Raw genomic sequence first — 19,880 nt, forward strand, 5'->3', positions numbered from 1 at the left:
ACCGCGATCGGTCGGTTCCGATTGAGTCCGAGGACTTAGGCGGGGGTGACGTTCTCCGCCTGCGGGCCCTTCGGGCCCTGCGTGACGTCGAAGTTCACGAGCTGGTTCTCCTCGAGGGAGCGGAAGCCAGCCGCGTTGATCGCGGAGTAGTGGACGAAGACATCCGGGCCGCCGCCGTCCTGGGCGATGAAGCCGAAGCCCTTTTCAGCGTTGAACCACTTGACGGTTCCGGTAGCCATAAGCCCTCCCATGGGCCAAAGGGTTGCCCTGCTCCAGAACCTACAAGGAAGTCTGAAAACAAAAGCCCGCGGGGTTACATGCTCCGCAGGCTCTGTACTGCAAGGGAAACCAAACTGCAACTTGCGGGCGAGCCTAGCACGCACCCTCAGCCAAGCGGTAGAGGGAAAGATCACGTCACCCGGATGTTTGAAACGGGCGTGTCGGCTGTCCCCGGGAGGGGTACAGAAGTCTGTTTATGCGCTGCTCCGGACGCCCTCCGGCGGGGCTTCCGACGCCGCCCGTGCCCACCGCTGGCGACGCCCTCCGGCGGGGCTCGCGACCACCCCCGGAGGGGTCCTCCGCTCCGGCCGGGTCTAGCCTCACGATGTGGACAATTCAACCGCTGGCGAGCTGACGCCGAACCGCACCCGGCCCCGCGTCGGCCACATCCAGTTCCTGAACTGCATGCCCCTGTACTGGGGCCTCGCACGGACCGGGACCCTGCTGGACTTCGAGCTGACCAAGGACACCCCCGAGCGGCTCAGCGAGCAGCTCGTGCGCGGCGAGCTGGACATCTCGCCCGTGACCCTCGTCGAGTTCCTCCGCAACGCCGACGACCTGGTCGCCTTTCCCGACCTCGCGGTCGGCTGCGACGGCCCGGTGATGTCGTGCGTGATCGTCTCGAAGGTGCCGCTGGCGGAGCTGGACAAGGCGCGGGTGGCCCTCGGGTCGACGTCGCGCACCTCCGTACGGCTGGCGCAGCTGCTCCTTGCCGAGCAGTACGGCGTGGAGCCCGACTACTACACGTGCCCGCCGGACCTCGGCCTGATGATGCGCGAGGCGGACGCCGCCGTGCTCATCGGGGACGCGGCCCTGCGTGCCTCGCTGCACGACGCGCCCCGGCTCGGCCTCCAGGTCCACGACCTGGGGCAGATGTGGAAGGAGTGGACGGGGCTGCCGTTCGTCTTCGCGGTGTGGGCGGCCCGCAAGGACTATCTGGCGCGCGAACCGCACCACGTGCACACGGCCCACGAGGCGTTTCTGGCATCCCGGGACCTGTCCCTCGCGGAGGTCGACCGGGTCGCCGATCAGGCCGCCCGCTGGGAGGACTTCGACGCGGATCTCCTGGAGAAGTACTTCACGACGCTGGACTTCCGCTTCGGGCCGGACCAGATCGAGGGCGTGCGGGAGTTCGCGCGCAGGACCGGCGCGACCACCGGCTATCCGGAGGACGTCCACGTCACCCTGCTCGGCGAGTAGCGAGTAGCGAGTAGGGAGCGACGAGTAGCGAGCGGCGAGCCGTCGGTCGCGGGCGGGGAGAAGCGGCCCGACGGGGGAGCACGTGCCGGCGGGCGGTGCGCACGTCGCTACGCGGCGGGCACCGGCGCCTTCAGGTGCGAGCTGAGCCAGCTCAGGCTGCCCGCCTCCATGCCCCGCACGTACGTCGCCGGGTTGTGGACGCCGTCCGGGACGACCTGGAGCCGGGTCTTGATCGGGCCCTTGCCGAACTCCCTGATGAATCGGTTGACCCGGGGGATCAGCGTTTCCGTGGACCCCACCTGGAACGCCAGGTAGACGTCCGGGGCGTCCTTGCGCCCGAGCAGGTCACCGGCCAGCTTGCGCGGGTTGTTCGCGAGCTTCTCCCGCGGGTGGCCCTTCCACAGAGGGGAATCCGGAACGATGTCCGGACCCGACGAGATGGCCGCCTTGAAACGGTTCGGGTACTTGAGTACGGATTTCAGCGCGACGAATCCGCCGGACGACGAACCCATGAACGCCCAGCCGTCCCGCGAATCGAAGGTACGGAAATTCGCCCGGACGAAATCGGGAACGTCCTGTGTCATCCAGGTGCCCATCTTCGGCCGGCCCGGGATATCGCTTCCGTCGTAATAGCGCTTTTCCGGATTCAGCACGGGCATCACGACGAGGAAGGGCAGGCCGGTACCCTCGTCCGCCATCCTCGCGACGGTGTCGAGGAACCGGTTGGTGGGTTTCGTCCAGTAGTTGCTGTCGAATCCGTACGACCCAGGCAGTGCGATCAGTACGGGGAAGCCGCTGTCCGCGTACCGGGGGTCGAAGTACTGCTTGGGTGCCCACACCCAGACCTTGCCGGTGAACCCGGACTTCATTCCGGTCAGCGTCGTCTGCGCGATCTTGGTGCCGTCGTCCAGGGTGCGGAAGACGGAGAAGTCCGCGCGCGGTCCCGTCGGCAGGAGGCTCTTGGCGTCGTGGGCGGTGGCGGAGGACCGGTCGAGGCCGCTCTTGCGGACCGCGCCGCCGTTGCCGTCCGCCGAGTTGAAGCTGTACGGATCGCCCTCGTCGGAGCAGGCCGTCAGCGACAGGAGGGTCGCGGAGCCGATCAGGGTGACGGCTATCAGGCGGCTGGTCAGGCGATTCATTCTCGGACTCCGGGCGGACGGCGGGGTGGGGGACGGATGGTGGCGGGTGGGTGCGGTGGGGGTCGCGCAGAGGAAGATGCGGCTGCCGCTGCTTCGGTTCGCCCCATGCCCGAATTGTCCGAGTGATTGCGTACACGTCGGGCCTACTGTGGTCCGCGGTACGAGTGCAGGGTCGGTTCTTCGGGGGAGCGCACGCCATGCAACCGCTGGAAGCGGATCAACCGCAGAATATCGGTGACTACCGGCTGCTCGGGCGGCTGGGGTCGGGCGGCATGGCCGGCGCGCCGCACGGCACCGCCACGGTGACCTGGTCCTCACCCGCACCCCGGACGGCGCGCTCCGGTACGGGTCACCCTCCGCGCAGCAGGGCAAGCCGCACGGCACGCTCACCCGGCGTCAGGGCTGCCCCTCACCAGGTCTCCTGGGTCGCGTCCGCCCGCTCGGTGCGGCGTGCGCCGTCCTTCAGCAGGCGGGGAGCGAGCAGCGGGAAGAGCAGTACGGACACCATGGCCGCACCGACCAGTGCGGCGGCCTCGCCCGCCGTGAGGACGTTCTCGTCCAGGCCGATGGTGGTGATGGCGACGACCAGGGGCAGGCAGGTGGCCGAGTACAGGGCCAGCGAGGTGCGCTGCCGGCGGGACAGGTCGCGCGGGGCGAGCAGGTAGGCCGGGCCGCCGCGCAGCAGCAGGAACAGCAGCAGGAAGACCGGCAGGAGCAACAGGGGGCGGCCGCCGGAGAACAGGGCGTCGAGGTCGAAGTCGATGCCGGTGACGATGAAGAAGAGGGGCACCAGGAACCCGAAACCCATCGCTTCGATCCTGCCGAGGACCTCGCCGCTGTGCTCGGGGGCGGCGCCGGCCAGGACGAGCCGGGTGAGGAGCCCGGCGGCGAAGGCGCCGAGCAGGGTGTCCAGGCCGAAGGCGTACGACAGGCCGAGCATCGCGGCGAGCAGCAGCATCACCAGCCGGACCGCGAACTGGCCGCTGCTGTGCAGGGTCTTGGCGATGATCCGCGAGAACCACGGCGGGCGCGGCCGCAGCGCCCAGAACACCGCGCCCGCCGTAATGGCGGCGAAGGCGCACAGCAGCACCGTCGAGATGCCCGGCGACCGGCCGCTGAGCAGCAGCGAGATGGCGATGATCGGGCCGAACTCGCCGACCGTGCCGAAGGCCATGACCACCGTGCCGAAACGGCCCTCCAGCCTCCCCGAGTCACGCAGCATCGGCAGGACGGCGCCGAGCGCGGTACTGGTCAGCGCGGTCCCGATGACGAAGCTCTTGGCGACCTCACCGCCGGTGAGCGCGAACGCGGCTCCCAGCGCGACCAGCAGGGTCACCACCCAGGCCGCCACGGATCGGCGCAGGGTGTCGCCGCGTACCGTCCGGAACTCGATCTCGTACCCGGCCAGGAAAATCAGCATTGCCAGGCCCAGGTGGGAGAGCGTGTCGATGAGTTCGTCGTGGTGCGCCCAGCCGAGCACGTCGGGGCCGACAACGATGCCGAGGGCGATCTCGAAGATCGCCACGGGTACGGCCAGCCGACGGGCGGTCAGATACGCCAGCAGGGGCGCGAGGACCGCGACGGCCATGATCAGGATGAGGGTCCCGGGGTGCGACATGGGTACTGATTAGCATAAATTGGCGCAAAGTGGACCTCCGGGGCCTCGTGGTGGGTCTCCGTGGGCGATCGACGAGTCCGTCTCCGGAGGTTCGATGAGTCCGCACGCCGCACCCGCCCCGCCCCGTCCCGCGGCCCCCGATTCCGCTCCCCGCCCGGGTCTGTGGCGGCGCTGCCTGTTCGGCGGGCTCGCCCTGTGGATCCTGGCGGCCGTCGTCACGTACGCGACCCGGAACACCACCCTGCTGCCCACCCTGATCCTGCTCGGCAGCTTCCTCGTGCCGCTGGTCTTCGTCCTGTGGGCGTACGAGCGGCACGGCCGCGACCTCGGCCTGGGGCTGATCGCGGGCTGCTTCGTGACCGGCGGCATTCTCGGTGTGCTGGGTGCGTCGGTCATGGAGAGCTATCTGCTGCGCCCGTCGTGGTGGATGTTCATCGGCGTCGGCCTCATCGAGGAGCTGGCCAAGCTGCTGGCGCTGGTCTTCGTCGTGCGCCGGCACAGGCAGCTGCGGGGACTGCGTGCCGGTCTGGTCCTCGGTGCGGCCGTCGGCTTCGGCTTCGCCGCGTTCGAGTCGGCCGGGTACGCCTTCAACTCCGTCGTCACCCTGCGGGGCCTCGACCTTCGCGCGCTGCTGGAGACCGAGGTGCTGCGCGGCCTGCTGGCCCCCTTCGGGCACGGTCTGTGGACCGCGATCGCGGGCGGGGCGCTGCTGGGCTTCCGCTCGCCCGACGGCCGCTTCCGCTTCTCGGGCCCGGTCCTCGGCACCTATCTGGGCGTCTCCCTGCTGCACGCCCTGTGGGACTCCATGCACGGCCTCGCCATCTGGATCGTCGCCCGTCTCGCACCCGCCGACGACCTGCAGCGCTCCCTGTTCGCCCAGGGACACATCCCGGAACCGACCGCGGCGCAGCAGCACCTGTTCACCCTCTTCTCCGTGGGCGGCCTGATCCTGGTCTCGCTGGTCGGCGTGGCCTGGCTCGCCACCCTGGCCCGCTCCTCCCGCGCCCGCACGCCGGCCCCGCCGCCCCGCGGAGGGACCCCGGACCGCGCGTGACACGGGCTGCTGCTGTTCAGCCGGCTGCTCAAGGGGGTGTTGCAGGAAGGGCCTTTCACCGACATTGTGGCCGGGCGGCTGTTCTTCCTCGGCTGGTTCGTCGCCGTGGGCTCCCCGCTCGCGGGTCTCCTGGCGGGCTGGTCGGATTCCTGGCTGGTCGGCAGCATGGCACCCATGGTGGGTTCCGGCCCGACGGTCGCCGGGCCGCAGGTGCTCGTCCTCGCGGGACTGGCCGCCGTCGTCCTGGGGAAGATCATGCGCGAGGGCGTACGCATGCGAGAGGACCTCGAAGGGACCGTCTGATGCCCGAAGAGGAACCCCACTCGATCCGGATCCACCTCGACCGCCTCCTCGCCGCACGCGGCATGACGCTCACCGAACTGTCCGCACAGGTCGGCATCACCGTCGTGAACCTGTCCGTGCTGAAGAACGGGCGCGCCAAGGCCGTCCGCTTCTCGACCCTGTCGCGGCTCTGCGAGGTGCTGGAGTGCCAGCCCGGGGACCTGATCAGCCACGACCCCGCCGGTCCCGCCCACCCCACCGGTCCCGCCGGACCGGCCTGAACGGGGCCCCGCCGGGGCGCGGTCCGGCCGCCCACGGCGGGGCCACCGCCCTGGCGTACGCTGGATCGGTCTTGCCGTACGCCCCGCACCCTGCCGTGCACCCCTTTGGGAAGGAACCGCCCCGGTGACCGAGAAGGCCGACCTCCAGTCAGTCCTTGACCGTGCCGCCGAGGGTGGCCGCATCACCCCCGAGGAGGCCCTCGACCTGTACCGGGACGCCCCGCTGCACGCGCTGGGCCAGGCCGCCGACGCCGTGCGCCGCCGCCGTTACGCAGGTACCGAGCACATCGCGACGTACATCATCGAGCGCAACATCAACTACACGAACTCGTGCGTCACGGCGTGCAAGTTCTGCGCCTTCTACGCCGCGCCGAAGAGCCCCGACGTGTGGACCCGCGACCTGGACGACATCCTGCGCCGCTGCGCGGAGACCGTCGAGCTGGGCGGCACGCAGATCATGTTCCAGGGCGGCCACCACCCGGACTACGGCGTCGAGTACTACGAAGAGCACTTCTCGGCGATCAAGAAGGCGTACCCGCAGCTGGTCATCCACTCCCTCGGTGCCTCCGAGGTCGAGCACATGGCCCGCATCTCCAGGGTGAGCACCAAGGAAGCGATCCAGCGGATCCACGCCGCCGGGCTCGACTCCTTCGCGGGCGCCGGCGCCGAGCTGCTCCCGGCCCGCCCCCGCAAGGCCATCGCGCCGCTCAAGGAGTCCGGCGAGCGCTGGCTGGAGATCATGGAGGAGGCGCACCGCCTCGGCGTCGAGTCGACGTCCACCATGCTCATGGGCACGGGCGAGACCAACGCCGAGCGCATCGAGCACCTGCGCATGATCCGCGACGTACAGGACCGGACCGGCGGCTTCCGCGCGTTCATCCCGTACACCTACCAGCCGCAGAACAACGCGCTGAAGGGACGGACGCAGGCCACCCTCTTCGAGTACCTCCGCATGATCGCCATCGCGCGGATCTTCCTCGACAACGTCGCGCACATCCAGGGTTCCTGGCTGACCACCGGCAAGGAGGTCGGCCAGCTCTCCCTGCACTACGGCGCGGACGACCTCGGCTCGATCATGCTGGAGGAGAACGTCGTCTCGTCCGCCGGAGCCAAGCACCGCTCCAACCGGATGGAGATCATCGACCTGATCCGCAAGGCGGGGCGGGTCCCGGCGCAGCGCGCCACGACGTACGAGCACCTCGTCGTGCACACCGACCCGGCGAACGACCCGGTCGACGACCACGTCGTCTCGCACCTCTCCTCCACGGCGATCGAGGGCGGTACCGCTCACCCCGAGCTGAAGCTCCTCGCCTCCAACTGAGGCCGTTGTGCCGACCATTCACCGGGCGCGCGGCATCCGTACCGCGGACGGCGCGCAGGACCCGGCCGGCGACGCGGTCGTCGTGGACGGCGACCGCATCACGGCCGTCGGCGGGTACGACGAACTGGCCGCGCGCGTCGGCGCGGGTGCGCGGACCAGGGAGTGGGACGGACATCTCGCCCCCGGACGCTTCGAGCCGGACGCCGTCGCCCTCCTCCAGGCGCACTACTGGCCCGACCCCCGCGAGGCCGCCGAGTTCGGCACCGAGCCCCTCTCCGGGGCGCGGCTGCACGGCCTCGGGATGACCGGCGAGCGATGGGGGGCGAGCGCCCGGCGGGGCGTACAGCGCCTGCTCGCGCAGGGCGTGACCGCCGTCGCGGGCCCGTTCACCCATCCTGCCGTACGGGCCGCCGTCGACCGTTCGCCGGTACGGGTGCTGCCCGCGCCGCGCCCGGACCCGCTCACGTCCTCGGCCGTCGCCGACTTCGCGGTCTTCGCGGAGCCGGGCGGGGAGTGCCTGGCGACAGTGGTCGGGGGACGACTGGTGTTCCGGCGGGCCTGAGCCCCCGGGGGAGCCGCCGGGCGGACGGCGGTGCGGGTGCGGCGCGGCCGGCCGCGCGGATTCCCGGAACTCGGGGAGCCCCGGCTCAGAGAGCCGCCCATGCCTGCCCCTCCGCCAACCGGCACAATGGCCGGGTGACCCGAGCATCCCTGGACAAGCAGCCGCACGAAGTCGCCTCGATGTTCGACGACGTGGCGGCGAACTACGATCTCACCAACACCGTGCTCTCCCTCGGCCAGGACCGCTTCTGGCGCAAGGAAGTGGCGAAGGCGGTGGACGCCGGGCCGGGCAAGCGGATCCTCGACCTCGCCGCCGGCACCGCCACCTCCTCGCTCCCCTTCGCGGCGACCGGGGCGTACGTCGTGCCCTGCGACTTCTCCGTCGGCATGCTGCGGGAGGGCAAGCGCAAGCACCCGCACCTGCCGCTCACCGCGGGCGACGCGACCAAGCTGCCCTTCCACGACAAGTCCTTCGACGTCGTCACCATCTCCTTCGGGCTGCGCAACGTCGTCGACACGGACGCCGCGCTGCGCGAGATGTTCCGGGTGACGAAGAAGGGCGGACGGATCGTGATCTGCGAGTTCTCCCAGCCGACCTGGGCGCCCTTCCGCACCGTCTACACCGAGTACCTGATGCGGGCGCTGCCGCCGGTCGCCACGGCCGTCTCCAGCAACCCCGAGGCGTACGTCTACCTCGCCGAGTCCATTCGCGCGTGGCCCGACCAGCGCGGCCTCGCGACCAGGCTCCAGGGCGCCGGATGGTCCCAGGTCGCCTGGCGCAACCTGTCGGGCGGCATCGTGGCGCTCCACCGGGGTGTACGGGTCTGATGGGCACGGCAGGCGGCGGGGGAGCGGCGGCCGGGCAGACGGCACACGGGCCCCAGCCCGAACCCGACCCGCCCGTCGACTTCGACTTCCAGAGCATCCTCGGACAGATCGAGGAGGACATCCGCCCGCAGATCGGCAGGGGCCAGATCGCGGCGTACATTCCGGCCCTCGCCTGCGTCGAGCCCGGCTTCGGCATGGCCGTCGCCGATCTCGACGGCAAGGTGTACGGGGTGGGGGACTGGCAGCGGCCCTTCTCCACCCAGTCCATCACCAAGGTCTTCGCCCTCGCGCTCGCCCTGGCCCAGGGCGGCGACGACCTGTGGAAGCGGGTCGGACGGGAGCCGTCCGGCAACCCGTTCAACTCCCTGGTGCAGCTGGAGTACGAGAACGGCATCCCCCGCAACCCGTTCATCAACGCGGGTGCGCTCGTCGTCACCGACCGCCTGCAGACCCTCACCGGCGACGCGAGCAGCGAACTCCTCGAATTCGTACGCCAGGAGAGCGGCAACCCGGACGTCGCCTTCGACCCCGAGGTCGCCACCTCCGAGTCCGACAACGGCGACCGCAACGCCGCCCTGGCCTACTTCATGGCCTCGTACGGCAACATCGCCAACTCCATCCCCGCCCTCCTCGACCACTACTTCTGGCAGTGCTCGATCGAGATGAACTGCGCCGACCTGGCCCTGGCCACCCGCTTCCTGGCCCGCCACGGGCTGCGCGCCGACGGCACCCGGCTGCTGCCGCGCCGCCTCGCCAAGCAGATCAACGCGGTGATGATGACCTGCGGGACGTACGACGCGGCGGGCGAGTTCGCCTACCGGGTCGGACTGCCCGGCAAGAGCGGCGTCGGCGGCGGGATCGTCGCGGTGGTGCCCGGGGTGTGCACGGTGTGCGTGTGGAGCCCGGGGCTCGACGCCCAGGGGAACTCGGTGGCGGGCATAGCGGCACTGGACCGGTTCACCACGTTGACGGGGCTCTCGGTGTTCTAGCAGGCGGGCCCGTCGCGGGGGTTCTGCGGGAACCGCCGGGCGGGCAGGATGAGTCAGTGCAGTCACCCACGGCCGACTGGGCGTGACCGACCGCTCATCCCCTGCCCTTCCCCGGAGCCCCTCATGGCGCTGAACTGTCCCCACTGTGCGACCGCCACCCCCGAGGAGGCCCGCCTCTGCGCGAGCTGCGGAGAGGTACGGAAGGAGGCGGCGGACCCGGAGTCCGGGGCGACGCCCGTACCGCCCCGTACGGCGACCCGGGTGGACCCGCCCCTCCCGGGCCCCGCGTCCGTTCCGTGGCCCCCGGTGGGTCCTCCGGCTGACGACCGGTCGACTCCCGTGCAGCAGAGGGCCGACGACCTGCCCGAGGGGCCGGTCGGACGGGAGGGGACCACCGCGGACGGAGGGCGCAGCGGCACGTCCGCCGCGGACATGGCGGCCGCCGTCACGCAGAGCCGTATCGACCCGCCGGCCGCCCCACCCCGGCCCGAGCCCCCGTACCGGCCGGAGTCCCCGTACCGGCCGCCGCCCGTTCACGCGCCCACCGCGGCCGGCCGGCCCGCGGAACCGGCCGCCGCCCATCCGGCCACCGTCGGCCCCGGCTTCGTGTTCCCGGTCGGACCCGCTCCCGCCCCCGCGACCCGGCCCCGGCGGCCCCTCGCCGTCTGGGCCGGCACCCTGCTCGGTGCCGTCGTGGTCGGGGGCGGCATCACCGCGGGCGTCCTGTTCCTGGAGGACAGGGACTCCGGGGGTGGTGCGGGCGCGCAGAGCGTGGCGAGCGCCCCCGCCTCCAGCCCCGCCGGACCCGCTCCCGCCCCCGGCCCCGCGCAGGGCGACACTCCCACCGCCGAGGACGGCAGCCCCCGCAGCGACCCCTCCCCTCCCCGGCCCGCGCCGGAGGTTCCCGCCGCTCCCTCCGACGTCCCCGGCGAATCGGACGACGTGGCGCCGCCCCCGGACACGGGGGCGGCCCCCGCCGGGTTCAGACAGGCCGACGACCCCGAGGGGTTCGCCCTGCTCGTCCCCGAGGTCTGGCACCGCATCGGGAACCGCCAGGGACAGGTCACCTACGGCGGCAGTACGGGCATGGAGCACCTGCTGGTGGGCGTCGTCCGGAACCCCGACTACGCCTCCTCGTACGAGAACTTCCGCAACCTGGAGCAGGTGACCCGCAAGCGGCAGAGCGGCTACCAGCGCATCCGGCTGGAGCGCAACACCTTCCAGGGCCGCCCCGGCGCCGTCTGGGAGTACACGTACCTCAGGAAGGGGAGCGGCGAGCGGATCCGCGCCATCGACCAGGGCTACATCGCCGCGAACGGCACGGACTACTCGCTCTACACCACGGCCCGGGAACGGGACTGGCCGCGCGCCCAGGAGATCTTCGGGCACGCGACCGCCTCGTGGCGGCTCACCGAGTGAAAGGCGGGGCGGGGCCTCCCGCACGAGGCCCCGCCCGCCCGCCGGACGTCAGAGCGACAACGTGAAGCGGTAGCCCCTGCGCTCCGGTTCCGACCGCGGCACGACGAACGTCTCCGCCCTGTGCATCCCCAGCCGCTCGCAGACCGCCAGCGACCGTGCGTTGCGCGCGTCGACCATGGCCGACACCTCCCGTACGCCCGCCGCCCGCAGCCGTACCAGCGTCGCCTGCGCGGCGGCGGTCACATACCCGCGCCCCCAGTACTCGCGCCCCAGCCGCCACCCGATCTCGATCTCGCCGACCGGCCCGAAGTGCTGGTGGGGCCACGGCTGCGCACCGGTGAAGCCGATCACCGTGTCGTTCTCGTCGAGCAGCGTCCACAGGCAGAAGCCCAGTTCGGCGTCGTGCTTGCGCTGCCGGGCCGTCAGCTCCTCGTACACCGAGACGCCGTGCGGCCTTCCGCCGTGGAACTCCATGACCTCAGGGTTCTTGAAGGCGTCGTACCAGGCGTACGCGTCCTCCTCGGTCGGTACACGCAGCCGCACGGCGGGCAGCACCGCGGGCAGCGCGGGAGAGGCGGGCGGAGTGAGGGTCATGAGGGCAGCCCTTCAGATGTGTGAGGAGTACGCCCCCATAGACTGCCCTTCGGCTTGTGCAGTCAAGGCACCCAGTCGACACACAATCCCTGTGACCCCCTCACCCCACCGCCTTCGAGTCTTACGGGAGATTCCGCCGTGACCGAGCAGCCCGCGACCGCGCCCCCCTCCGAGCACAGTGCAGATGTGATCGTCGTCGGGGCCGGACCCGCCGGCTCCGCCACCGCGTACTACCTGGCCAAGGCCGGTCTCGACGTACTCCTCCTCGAAAAGACGGCCTTCCCGCGCGAGAAGGTCTGCGGCGACGGCCTCACCCCCCGGGCCACCAAGCAACTGGTGTCCATGGGCATCGACATCTCCGAGGAAGCGGGCTGGCTCCGCAACAAGGGGCTCAGGATCATCGGCGGCGGGCAGCGGCTCCAGCTCGACTGGCCGGAACTGGCGTCCTTCCCCGACTACGGACTCGTCCGCAGGCGCGACGACTTCGACGAGCAGCTCGCCCGGCAGGCGCAGAAGGCGGGCGCCCGGCTGTACGAGCGGTGCAACGTCGGCGCACCGGTCCTGGACCCGCGCACCGGCCGCATCACCGGCGTCGAGGCCAAGCTCGGCGAGGAGAAGCTCCCCGTCACCTTCCACGCCCCGCTCGTCGTCGCCGCCGACGGCAACTCCACCCGGCTGTCCCTCGCGATGGGCCTGCACCGCCGCGAGGACCGCCCGATGGGCGTCGCGGTGCGCACGTACTTCACCTCGCCCCGCCACGACGACGACTACCTCGAATCCTGGCTGGAGCTCTGGGACCGGCGCGGCCCCCAGGACCGCCTCCTGCCCGGCTACGGCTGGATCTTCGGCATGGGCGACGGCACGTCCAACGTGGGCCTGGGCATCCTCAACTCCTCCAAGGCGTTCAAGGAGCTGGACTGGCGCGAGGTGCTCAAGGCCTGGTGCGCCTCGATGCCCGCCGAGTGGGGCTACACCCCGGAGAACATGACCATGCCCATCCGGGGCGCGGCCCTCCCCATGGCCTTCAACCGGCAGCCGCACTACACCAAGGGACTGCTGCTGGTCGGTGACGCGGGCGGCCTCGTCAACCCCTTCAACGGAGAGGGCATCGCCTACGCGATGGAGTCCGGCCACATCGCCGCCGACGTCATCGTGCAGGCCCACGCCCGCGCCACCCCCGCCCAGCGCGAAATGGCCCTGGCCCGCTACCCGCAGGTCCTCAAGGACACGTACGGCGGGTACTACACGATGGGCCGCGCGTTCGTGAAGCTCATCGGCAACCCCAAGATCATGAAGCTGGCCACGGAACGGGGCCTCACCCACCCGGTCCTGATGCGCTTCACCCTCAAGATGCTCGCCAACCTGACGGACCCGACGGGCGGCGACGCGATGGACCGCATCATCAACGGCCTGGCGAAGGTCGCGCCGAACTCGTAGCGGCCGGCGCGGGGTGCCGCGCGCGGGCCGCAGGAGCACGTTGTTCCTTACCGACTTGTCGAGTCACGGGGGTTCCGCGCGCGGGCGGGCGGCCGGGAGAGCCGGGGCCGCCCGCGCGCGCGGCCCCCGCCCTCCCCGGCCCCCTCGCGGCGGGGAGCACCCCGTCCCGCCCACGTCCTCCGGGGCCCCGCCCCGGCCCTTGGAGCAGCCGTGCAGCATCCCGCCACCCCTCCCCTCACCCCCGGCGACATCAATGCCGCCGCCGAGCGGATCGCCGGGCACGTACGTCCCGTCACCGTCGCCCCGGCGCACGGCAGCACCGTCCTCGCCCTCGAATTCATGCAGCACACCGGCAGCTTCAAGGCGCGCGGCGCCATGAACTTCCTCCTCGCCCACCGCGAGGCGGGCCTGCTGCCCGACGCCGGGCTCACCCTCGCCTCCGGCGGCAATGCCGGGCTCGCCTGTGCCTGGGCGGCCCGTGCGCACGGGGTGCGTGCCACGGTCTTCCTGCCGGAGACGGCGCCGCCGGTGAAGGTCGCCAGGCTGCGCTCGTACGGTGCGGAGGTACGGCTCGTCGGCAGGCGGTACGACGAAGCGCGCGCCGCCTGCGAGGAGTTCGCCGTGTCCTCCGGCGCGCTCGCCTCCCACGCGTACGACCACCCGCTCATCGCGGCCGGTGCGGGCACCCTCACGGAGGAGATCCTGCGCCGGGTCCCGGACGGCCTGGACACCCTCGTCGTCTCCGTCGGCGGCGGCGGACTCCTCGCCGGGGTCGCGACCGCCGCCCTGGAAGCGGGAGTCGAGGTCGTCGCCGTCGAGCCGGAGAACTGCCGCGCCCTGAACGCCGCCCTCGCCGCAGGCCACGTCGTCGACGCCGCCGTGGACTCGGTGGCCGCCGACTCCCTCGGCGCGACCCGGGTGTCGGAGACCGCGCTGGCCGTCGCGCGCCGTCGGGGGGTGCGCTCCGTCCTCGTACCGGACGCGGCGATCGTACGGGCGCGGCAGCAGCTCTGGGACGAGCACCGCCTCGCCGTCGAGCACGCGGCGGCCACGGCCTGTGCGTACACCCCGGAGCCCGGCGAGCGCACCGCGATCGTGCTGTGCGGGGCGAACACGGGCCTCGGGGACCTCGCCTGACAGCCGTCCGGCTCCCTCAGCGGAAATCGGCGGCGTGGTCCCTGGCCCACTCCTGGTACGTGCGCCCCGGGCGCCCCAGTGCCTCGGCGAGGTCCGGCCAGGGCTCCATCAGCTTCTCGTACCCGTCGTTGGCCGCGGTGTCGTCGCCGCCGCCGTAGTCCACGAAGCCGAGCAGCAGATCGGCGGACTGCGCGGCGAAGCCGCCCTGGGCGTGCAGTATCTCGCGGGCCCGCTCCCGGGTGACCTCCTCGTACCGCACCTCCTCGCCGAGCGCGGCTCCGATCGCGGCGACCTGTTCGCGCACGGTGACCCGGGCCGGACCGGTCAGCGTGTACGCCTTCCCGTGGTGGCCGTCCTCCCGCAGCGCCGCCACCGCGACCGCCGCGACGTCGGCCTCGTGGACGGGGGAGTCGCCCGGATCGTCCCCGTACGGGTAGCGCACGACCCGTTCCGCCCGCACCATGGGCGCCCAGACCTGGAGCATGTTGGTCATGAACCCGGCCGGGCGCACAAAGGTCCACTCCAGCCCGGACTCCCGTACGGCCTGCTCCACCACCGGGTGCATCACGGTGTCCATCCCGACCGTCACCGCCGCCGCCGACAGCACGGCGATCCGCCGTACCCCCGCGTCCCTGGCGAGCGCGACGACCTCGCGCGCGGTGGCCGGGTGCGGGAAGAGGTAGAGGCGGTCCACGCCGCGCAGCGCGGGCGCCAGACCCGCGGGTACGTCAAGGTCCCCGCCCATCACCTCGACGCCGTCGGGCAGTTCCGCCTCCTCCGGCCGTCGGCTGAGCGCCCGCACCCGCTCCCCGGCCGCCGTCAACTGCCCGACCACCTGCCGCCCCACCACGCCGGTCGCCCCGGTCACCAGAATCGTCATACCGGCAACGTATTCCTCAACGAGGCCAACGCCCGTCCTACTTGACCCGGCCTGGCGCGGTCCCTCCGTGCCACGGCAGGAGGTGACTTCCCTCCCGCCCCACCGCACACCGAAGGGCCGCCGTCCCCGAGCGGGGGGACGACGGCCCTTCGGCCGTGCTCAGGACGAACCGGTGGGATCAGAGAACGCGCACCGCGCCGGTCGGCGGGTCGTAGGAGAGGGGACGCTCCACGACACCCGTGCTGGAGTTCTGCGCGCCGACGAAGTTGCCGCCGCCCACGTAGACGCCCACGTGGTACGCGCTGCCCGCGGCACCCCAGTAAAGGATGTCGCCGGGCTGGAGGTTGTCCAGGCCGACCTGGGTGCCCGCGGTCGACTGCCCCTGCGAGACGCGCGGCAGGTCGACGCCGATGGTGCGGAACGCGGCCTGCATGAGGCCCGAGCAGTCCCAGGCGTTCGGGCCGGTGCTGCCCATGACGTACGCGTCGCCGACCTGCGCCCGCGCGAACGCGATCACGGACGCGGCGCTGCCGGTGGCCTGGGAGGACGAGGCGGTGGACGGGGAGGAAGAGGACGAAGCGGACGCGTTCGTGCCCTTGGCGGACGAGGAGCCCGAGTACGAGCTGAGGTCGGTACGGGCGGAGGACCGCGACGCGCGCTCCTGCTCGGCCTTCTCCTCGGCCTTCTTGCGGGCCTGTTCGGCCTTCTTCTCGGCCTCGGCCTTGCGGTCCGCCTCGGCCAGCGCCTGCTTGGCGTCCTTCATGGCGTCGGTGGCGGCGGCCTGCTGACGGGCCTCACGGTCGTACTCGAACGCGAGGGCCTGGGTGGCCTCGGCGCTCGCGGTGACCGCGGCGGCGGTCGTCGTCGCGCTGTGGGCGACGGGGGTGGTGAGGGTGGGCATCTCGACGGTCTCGTGCACCGGCTCGGCATGCGCCGGGGCGGCTGCACCAGCCACCGCGATGGTGCTGAGAACACCACCGGCAACTCCGGCACGGAGCGCCATCTTCGAGGCGCTGCGGCGGGGCTTCCGGTGACTGGGTATGTGAGCGGTGTGGGACATGAGAACAACCGCTATCAGAGGTAACGAGTCTGCATCAAGAAACGTGGTGTCCGCCACAGCTGCCAACTCGCGAGCCGAATTCGGCGTCCGCGCCGTCTTATTGACGCCGTAAAGGGCAAAACGGACAGCCTGTTTCAACCCTGTGATCAAGGGTTTTCCGCGATACGCCCGAAATGCCCTGACGCCTACCATCCGTTCACACGCATGGCCAAGCCCGCTTGTCTGACGGGGCGTTGAGAGTGACGCAGGTCACACGTCCGGCCCGCTCCGTCCGCCCTCGCGCCAGTTCCTCCGCCGGGGAGGGCCGTCGGCTCGTGAACGCGCGCACGCGTCCACCCGTCTCCGCGGCTCCCCTCGCGAGGGTGAGTGCGCGGAGGGGTGGATGTGCGGGGCGGTCCACGAGGGGCCCGCCGGGCAATTATCACGAGGGTGCGTCCGGCTCCAATTTGCTTGTAGGGGCCACCTCTTGATAGAGCGGCACGCCTCCGACCAGCGACGACGCCACCGAATGTCACGTCTGGTGATCACTCGCGCGCTTCCGGTATGTAGATCACCGCTCATCCGGCTTCATGATCCTTCGTCAGGTGGTGGAGATCACAAAGTCGTTGACGCACCCCGTGTCGCAGATCACAGACCGGCAGGCATAGGATGCGGGGCAGTCAGGCTTGTGAACTGCCTCACATATCCGCGATCTTCATACGGTCCTCGCGGCGAGGCGCACCGGCCCCCCGCTCCGGGGCAAGCACGAGCCCGGCGCGGTCCAACGGTCAAGGACGACTGGAAGGAGCGAGGAGGGTGAATGCTTACGCGCCCATCCTTGTGCTCGGCGCCCTCGGGGCAGGGTTTGCGATCTTCTCCGTGGTCATGGCCACGCTTATCGGTCCCAAGCGCTACAACCGGGCAAAGCTCGAAGCGTACGAGTGCGGCATCGAACCCACTCCGACGCCGGCCGGAGGCGGCCGCTTTCCCATCAAGTACTACCTGACGGCGATGTTGTTCATCATCTTCGACATCGAAATCGTCTTCCTCTATCCGTGGGCGGTCTCCTTCGACGCCCTCGGGATCTTCGGGCTCGTCGAGATGCTGCTCTTCGTGCTCACCGTCTTTGTCGCGTACGCGTATGTGTGGCGTCGCGGCGGCCTGGAATGGGACTGAGGGGCTGAGGGGTCACCCATGGGACTCGAAGAGAAACTGCCGAGCGGATTTCTGCTGACGACCGTCGAACAGGCAGCGGGGTGGGTACGGAAGTCCTCCGTCTTCCCCGCGACCTTCGGCCTCGCCTGCTGCGCCATCGAGATGATGACGACGGGAGCGGGCCGGTACGACCTGGCCCGCTTCGGCATGGAGGTCTTCCGCGGATCGCCGCGACAGGCGGACCTGATGATCGTGGCGGGCCGGGTCAGCCAGAAGATGGCGCCGGTCCTGCGACAGGTCTACGACCAGATGCCGAACCCCAAGTGGGTCATCTCGATGGGGGTCTGCGCCTCCTCGGGCGGCATGTTCAACAACTACGCGATCGTCCAGGGCGTCGACCACATCGTGCCCGTCGACATCTACCTGCCGGGCTGCCCGCCCCGCCCCGAGATGCTCATCGACGCGATCCTCAAGCTCCACCAGAAGATCCAGGGCTCCAAGCTCGGCGTGAACGCGGAGGAAGCGGCCCGCGAGGCGGAGGAGGCGGCCCTCAAGGCGCTCCCCGCCATCGAGATGAAGGGCCTGCTCCGGTGAGCGACAAGCACGTGAACGGCAACAGCCAGGACGAGAGCGCCCCGGAGGGTGTGCCCGCCCAGCGCGACGCGGACGGCGAGGTCATCCGCGTCCGCAAGGGCATGTTCGGTGCCAACGACGGCGGGGACACCACGGGTTACGGCGGCCTCGTCCGCACCATCGCCCTCCCCGGCGCGTCCTCCCGCCCGTACGGCGGCTGGTTCGACGAAGTGGCCGACGAACTCGAAGGCGCGCTGGAGGAGCAGGACCTGCTGCCCTCGAACGCCATCGAGAAGACGGTCGTCGACCGCGGCGAACTCACCTTCCACATCGCCCGCGCGCACCTGCTCCAGGTGGCCCGCACCCTGCGCGACGACCCGGCGCTGCGCTTCGAACTGTGCACCGGCGTGAGCGGCGTGCACTACCCGGAGGACAAGGGCCGTGAACTCCACGCGGTCTACCACCTGCGCTCGCTCACCCATGGCCGGCTGATCCGCCTCGAAGTCAGCGCCCCCGACGCCGACCCGCACGTCCCGTCACTCGTCGCGGTGTACCCCACCAACGACTGGCACGAGCGCGAGGCGTACGACTTCTTCGGCCTGATCTTCGACGGCCACCCCGCCCTGACCCGGATCATGATGCCGGACGACTGGCAGGGCTTCCCGCAGCGCAAGGACTACCCCCTCGGCGGCATCGCCGTCGAGTACAAGGGCGCCCAGATCCCGGCTCCGGACCAGCGGAGGTCGTACTCGTGACCACACCCCCTTCTTCCCCCTCCTCCGCCTCGGCCAGGGAGACCACCGAAGGCACCGTCTACACGGTCACCGGAGGCGACTGGGACGAGGTCGTCCAGTCCGCCGCGAAGGCCGACGACGAGCGCATCGTCGTCAACATGGGCCCCCAGCACCCGTCCACGCACGGCGTGCTGCGACTGATCCTGGAGATCGACGGCGAGACCGTCACCGAAGCCCGCTGCGGCATCGGCTACCTCCACACCGGCATCGAGAAGAACCTCGAATTCCGGAACTGGACGCAGGGCACCACCTTCGTCACACGCATGGACTACCTGACGCCGTTCTTCAACGAGACGGCGTACTGCCTGGGCGTCGAGAAGCTGCTCGGCATCACCGAGCAGATCCCCGACCGGGCCAGCATCATCCGCGTCATGCTGATGGAGCTGAACCGGCTCTCCTCGCACCTGGTGTGCGTGGCCACCGGCGGCATGGAACTCGGCGCCACCACGATCATGATCTACGGCTTCCGGGACCGCGAACTCATCCTGGACGCCTTCGAGCTGATCACCGGACTGCGGATGAACCACGCGTTCATCCGCCCCGGCGGACTCGCCCAGGACCTCCCGCCCGGCGCCATGGACAAGCTCGGCGAGCTGCTGAAGACCATGCGCAAGAACCTGCCGGAGTACGACAAGCTCGCCACCGGCAACCCCATCTTCAAGGCCCGCATGCAGGACGTCGGTTACCTCGACCTCACCGGCTGCATGGCGCTCGGCGCCACCGGCCCGGTCCTGCGCTCCGCCGGCCTGCCGCACGACCTGCGCAAGACCGACCCGTACTGCGGCTACGAGACCTACGACTTCGAGGTCCCCACCGCCGACACCTGCGACTCCTACGGCCGCTTCCTGATCAGGCTCGAAGAGATGCGCCAGTCCCTCGACATCGTCGAGCAGTGCCTGGAACGGCTGAAGAAGCCCGGCGAGGTCATGGTCGCGGACAAGAAGATCGCCTGGCCCGCCCAGCTCGCCATCGGCGCCGACGGGCTCGGCAACTCGCTCGACCACATCAAGAAGATCATGGGCACCTCCATGGAGGCCCTGATCCACCACTTCAAGCTGGTGACCGAGGGCTTCCGGGTCCCCGCCGGGCAGGCGTACGCGGCCGTCGAGTCCCCCAAGGGCGAACTCGGCGCGCACGTCGTCTCCGACGGCGGCACCCGCCCCTACCGGGTCCACTTCCGGGACCCGTCCTTCACCAACCTCCAGGCCATGGCGGCGATGTGCGAGGGCGGCCAGATCGCCGACGTCATCGTCGCGGTGGCATCCCTCGACCCCGTGATGGGAGGCGTCGACCGATGACC

21 protein-coding genes are annotated in these 19,880 nt (G+C 70.9%); 15 read left to right on the top strand and 6 right to left on the bottom strand.

Translation table 11 applies throughout. The annotated features are described in order from the left end of the window. Nucleotides 1-35 precede the first annotated feature (35 nt). Complete coding sequence (locus HNQ79_RS06250; protein ID WP_112451444.1) at nucleotides 36-239, bottom strand: cold-shock protein; 204 nt, start codon at nucleotides 237-239, stop codon at nucleotides 36-38. A 367-nt stretch (nucleotides 240-606) separates the two neighbouring features. Here HNQ79_RS06250 and HNQ79_RS06255 point away from each other — a divergent pair, with 367 nt between their 5' ends. Next, nucleotides 607-1,479: a menaquinone biosynthetic enzyme MqnA/MqnD family protein gene (locus HNQ79_RS06255; RefSeq protein ID WP_268253552.1), complete on the top strand. Its 873-nt coding sequence runs from the start codon at nucleotides 607-609 to the stop codon at nucleotides 1,477-1,479. 107 nt (nucleotides 1,480-1,586) lie between these two features. On the opposite strand, the gene HNQ79_RS06260 is transcribed toward HNQ79_RS06255, so the two are convergent. Both HNQ79_RS06260 and HNQ79_RS06265 read right to left on the bottom strand, forming a co-directional pair. Then, nucleotides 1,587-2,618, bottom strand: coding sequence for an alpha/beta hydrolase (locus tag HNQ79_RS06260; protein ID WP_185027856.1), 1,032 nt, complete (start codon nucleotides 2,616-2,618; stop codon nucleotides 1,587-1,589). Nucleotides 2,619-3,027: 409 nt separating this feature from the next. Then, nucleotides 3,028-4,236 (bottom strand): cation:proton antiporter, encoded by a 1,209-nt coding sequence (locus tag HNQ79_RS06265; protein WP_185027858.1) that lies wholly within the window; start codon nucleotides 4,234-4,236, stop codon nucleotides 3,028-3,030. Nucleotides 4,237-4,330: 94 nt separating this feature from the next. Between HNQ79_RS06265 and HNQ79_RS06270 the strand changes: the two genes are divergently transcribed. From HNQ79_RS06270 to HNQ79_RS06305, 8 genes are all read left to right on the top strand, one after another. Further along, nucleotides 4,331-5,290: a PrsW family intramembrane metalloprotease gene (locus HNQ79_RS06270; RefSeq protein ID WP_185027860.1), complete on the top strand. Its 960-nt coding sequence runs from the start codon at nucleotides 4,331-4,333 to the stop codon at nucleotides 5,288-5,290. Between the two features lie 12 nt (nucleotides 5,291-5,302). After that, on the top strand, nucleotides 5,303-5,593 hold the full coding sequence (locus HNQ79_RS06275) for a DUF2975 domain-containing protein (protein WP_376699977.1): 291 nt from the start codon (nucleotides 5,303-5,305) through the stop codon (nucleotides 5,591-5,593). After that, on the top strand, nucleotides 5,593-5,853 hold the full coding sequence (locus HNQ79_RS06280) for a helix-turn-helix domain-containing protein (RefSeq protein ID WP_185027862.1): 261 nt from the start codon (nucleotides 5,593-5,595) through the stop codon (nucleotides 5,851-5,853). Before HNQ79_RS06275 ends, HNQ79_RS06280 begins: the two co-directional genes overlap by 1 nt. A 124-nt stretch (nucleotides 5,854-5,977) precedes the next feature. Beyond that, nucleotides 5,978-7,174 carry a cyclic dehypoxanthinyl futalosine synthase gene (gene mqnC, locus HNQ79_RS06285; RefSeq protein WP_185027864.1) on the top strand — a complete coding sequence of 399 codons (1,197 nt, stop codon included), beginning with the start codon at nucleotides 5,978-5,980 and terminating at the stop codon, nucleotides 7,172-7,174. A 7-nt stretch (nucleotides 7,175-7,181) separates the two neighbouring features. After that, nucleotides 7,182-7,736, top strand: a complete 555-nt coding sequence (locus tag HNQ79_RS06290) for an imidazolonepropionase-like domain-containing protein (protein WP_185027866.1) — start codon at nucleotides 7,182-7,184, stop codon at nucleotides 7,734-7,736. 134 nt (nucleotides 7,737-7,870) lie between these two features. Beyond that, nucleotides 7,871-8,563 (top strand): demethylmenaquinone methyltransferase, encoded by a 693-nt coding sequence (locus tag HNQ79_RS06295; RefSeq protein WP_185027868.1) that lies wholly within the window; start codon nucleotides 7,871-7,873, stop codon nucleotides 8,561-8,563. Then, the gene (locus HNQ79_RS06300) at nucleotides 8,563-9,552 is read left to right on the top strand and encodes a glutaminase (RefSeq protein ID WP_185027870.1); all 990 of its coding nucleotides are present in this window, start codon (nucleotides 8,563-8,565) and stop codon (nucleotides 9,550-9,552) included. The genes HNQ79_RS06295 and HNQ79_RS06300 overlap by 1 nt, the downstream gene beginning before the upstream one ends. A gap of 123 nt (nucleotides 9,553-9,675) precedes the next feature. Further along, complete coding sequence (locus HNQ79_RS06305) at nucleotides 9,676-10,971, top strand: serine/threonine kinase C-terminal domain-containing protein (protein ID WP_185027872.1); 1,296 nt, start codon at nucleotides 9,676-9,678, stop codon at nucleotides 10,969-10,971. Nucleotides 10,972-11,019: 48 nt separating this feature from the next. Here the strand turns inward: HNQ79_RS06305 and HNQ79_RS06310 are convergent, their stop codons facing one another. Next, a complete protein-coding gene (locus tag HNQ79_RS06310) occupies nucleotides 11,020-11,565 on the bottom strand; it encodes a GNAT family N-acetyltransferase (RefSeq protein ID WP_185027874.1) in 546 nt (181 codons plus the stop codon). Between the two features lie 138 nt (nucleotides 11,566-11,703). Here HNQ79_RS06310 and HNQ79_RS06315 point away from each other — a divergent pair, with 138 nt between their 5' ends. Together HNQ79_RS06315 and HNQ79_RS06320 are read left to right on the top strand one after the other, a co-directional pair. After that, nucleotides 11,704-13,002: a geranylgeranyl reductase family protein gene (locus HNQ79_RS06315; RefSeq protein ID WP_185027876.1), complete on the top strand. Its 1,299-nt coding sequence runs from the start codon at nucleotides 11,704-11,706 to the stop codon at nucleotides 13,000-13,002. A gap of 210 nt (nucleotides 13,003-13,212) precedes the next feature. Further along, nucleotides 13,213-14,139, top strand: coding sequence for a serine/threonine dehydratase (locus HNQ79_RS06320; RefSeq protein WP_185027878.1), 927 nt, complete (start codon nucleotides 13,213-13,215; stop codon nucleotides 14,137-14,139). 16 nt (nucleotides 14,140-14,155) lie between these two features. Here the strand turns inward: HNQ79_RS06320 and HNQ79_RS06325 are convergent, their stop codons facing one another. Both HNQ79_RS06325 and HNQ79_RS06330 read right to left on the bottom strand, forming a co-directional pair. Continuing rightward, nucleotides 14,156-15,019 carry an SDR family oxidoreductase gene (locus HNQ79_RS06325; protein ID WP_185027880.1) on the bottom strand — a complete coding sequence of 288 codons (864 nt, stop codon included), beginning with the start codon at nucleotides 15,017-15,019 and terminating at the stop codon, nucleotides 14,156-14,158. 178 nt (nucleotides 15,020-15,197) lie between these two features. Continuing rightward, nucleotides 15,198-16,079 (bottom strand): C40 family peptidase, encoded by an 882-nt coding sequence (locus HNQ79_RS06330; protein ID WP_185027882.1) that lies wholly within the window; start codon nucleotides 16,077-16,079, stop codon nucleotides 15,198-15,200. 795 nt (nucleotides 16,080-16,874) lie between these two features. Here HNQ79_RS06330 and HNQ79_RS06335 point away from each other — a divergent pair. From HNQ79_RS06335 to HNQ79_RS06350, 4 genes are read left to right on the top strand one after another with little or no spacing between them, the layout of a single operon-like run. Continuing rightward, nucleotides 16,875-17,234 (top strand): NADH-quinone oxidoreductase subunit A, encoded by a 360-nt coding sequence (locus HNQ79_RS06335; RefSeq protein WP_019755222.1) that lies wholly within the window; start codon nucleotides 16,875-16,877, stop codon nucleotides 17,232-17,234. 18 nt (nucleotides 17,235-17,252) lie between these two features. Beyond that, entirely contained in the window at nucleotides 17,253-17,807 is a 555-nt protein-coding gene (locus HNQ79_RS06340; RefSeq protein WP_185027884.1) for a NuoB/complex I 20 kDa subunit family protein, read from the top strand. An 11-nt stretch (nucleotides 17,808-17,818) separates the two neighbouring features. Beyond that, the gene (locus HNQ79_RS06345) at nucleotides 17,819-18,541 is read left to right on the top strand and encodes an NADH-quinone oxidoreductase subunit C (RefSeq protein ID WP_373312520.1); all 723 of its coding nucleotides are present in this window, start codon (nucleotides 17,819-17,821) and stop codon (nucleotides 18,539-18,541) included. After that, nucleotides 18,538-19,878, top strand: a complete 1,341-nt coding sequence (locus HNQ79_RS06350) for an NADH-quinone oxidoreductase subunit D (RefSeq protein WP_185027888.1) — start codon at nucleotides 18,538-18,540, stop codon at nucleotides 19,876-19,878. The genes HNQ79_RS06345 and HNQ79_RS06350 overlap by 4 nt, the downstream gene beginning before the upstream one ends. Nucleotides 19,879-19,880: the final 2 nt, after the last annotated feature.

The sequence above is a fragment of the Streptomyces candidus genome (assembly GCF_014207445.1).
GTDB lineage: Bacteria > Actinomycetota > Actinomycetes > Streptomycetales > Streptomycetaceae > Streptomyces > Streptomyces candidus.

What these genes read in the sequence shown, in the direction of transcription:
- HNQ79_RS06250 (WP_112451444.1), bottom strand. Translation starts at nt 239, where the DNA reads ATGGCTACCGGAACCGTCAAGTGGTTCAACGCTGAAAAGGGCTTCGGC.
- HNQ79_RS06310 (WP_185027874.1), bottom strand. Translation starts at nt 11,565, where the DNA reads ATGACCCTCACTCCGCCCGCCTCTCCCGCGCTGCCCGCGGTGCTGCCC.
- HNQ79_RS06325 (WP_185027880.1), bottom strand. Translation starts at nt 15,019, where the DNA reads ATGACGATTCTGGTGACCGGGGCGACCGGCGTGGTGGGGCGGCAGGTG.
- HNQ79_RS06305 (WP_185027872.1), top strand. Translation starts at nt 9,676, where the DNA reads ATGGCGCTGAACTGTCCCCACTGTGCGACCGCCACCCCCGAGGAGGCC.
- HNQ79_RS06340 (WP_185027884.1), top strand. Translation starts at nt 17,253, where the DNA reads ATGGGACTCGAAGAGAAACTGCCGAGCGGATTTCTGCTGACGACCGTC.
- HNQ79_RS06280 (WP_185027862.1), top strand. Translation starts at nt 5,593, where the DNA reads ATGCCCGAAGAGGAACCCCACTCGATCCGGATCCACCTCGACCGCCTC.
- HNQ79_RS06300 (WP_185027870.1), top strand. Translation starts at nt 8,563, where the DNA reads ATGGGCACGGCAGGCGGCGGGGGAGCGGCGGCCGGGCAGACGGCACAC.
- HNQ79_RS06270 (WP_185027860.1), top strand. Translation starts at nt 4,331, where the DNA reads ATGAGTCCGCACGCCGCACCCGCCCCGCCCCGTCCCGCGGCCCCCGAT.
- HNQ79_RS06260 (WP_185027856.1), bottom strand. Translation starts at nt 2,618, where the DNA reads ATGAATCGCCTGACCAGCCGCCTGATAGCCGTCACCCTGATCGGCTCC.
- HNQ79_RS06265 (WP_185027858.1), bottom strand. Translation starts at nt 4,236, where the DNA reads ATGTCGCACCCCGGGACCCTCATCCTGATCATGGCCGTCGCGGTCCTC.
- HNQ79_RS06330 (WP_185027882.1), bottom strand. Translation starts at nt 16,079, where the DNA reads ATGTCCCACACCGCTCACATACCCAGTCACCGGAAGCCCCGCCGCAGC.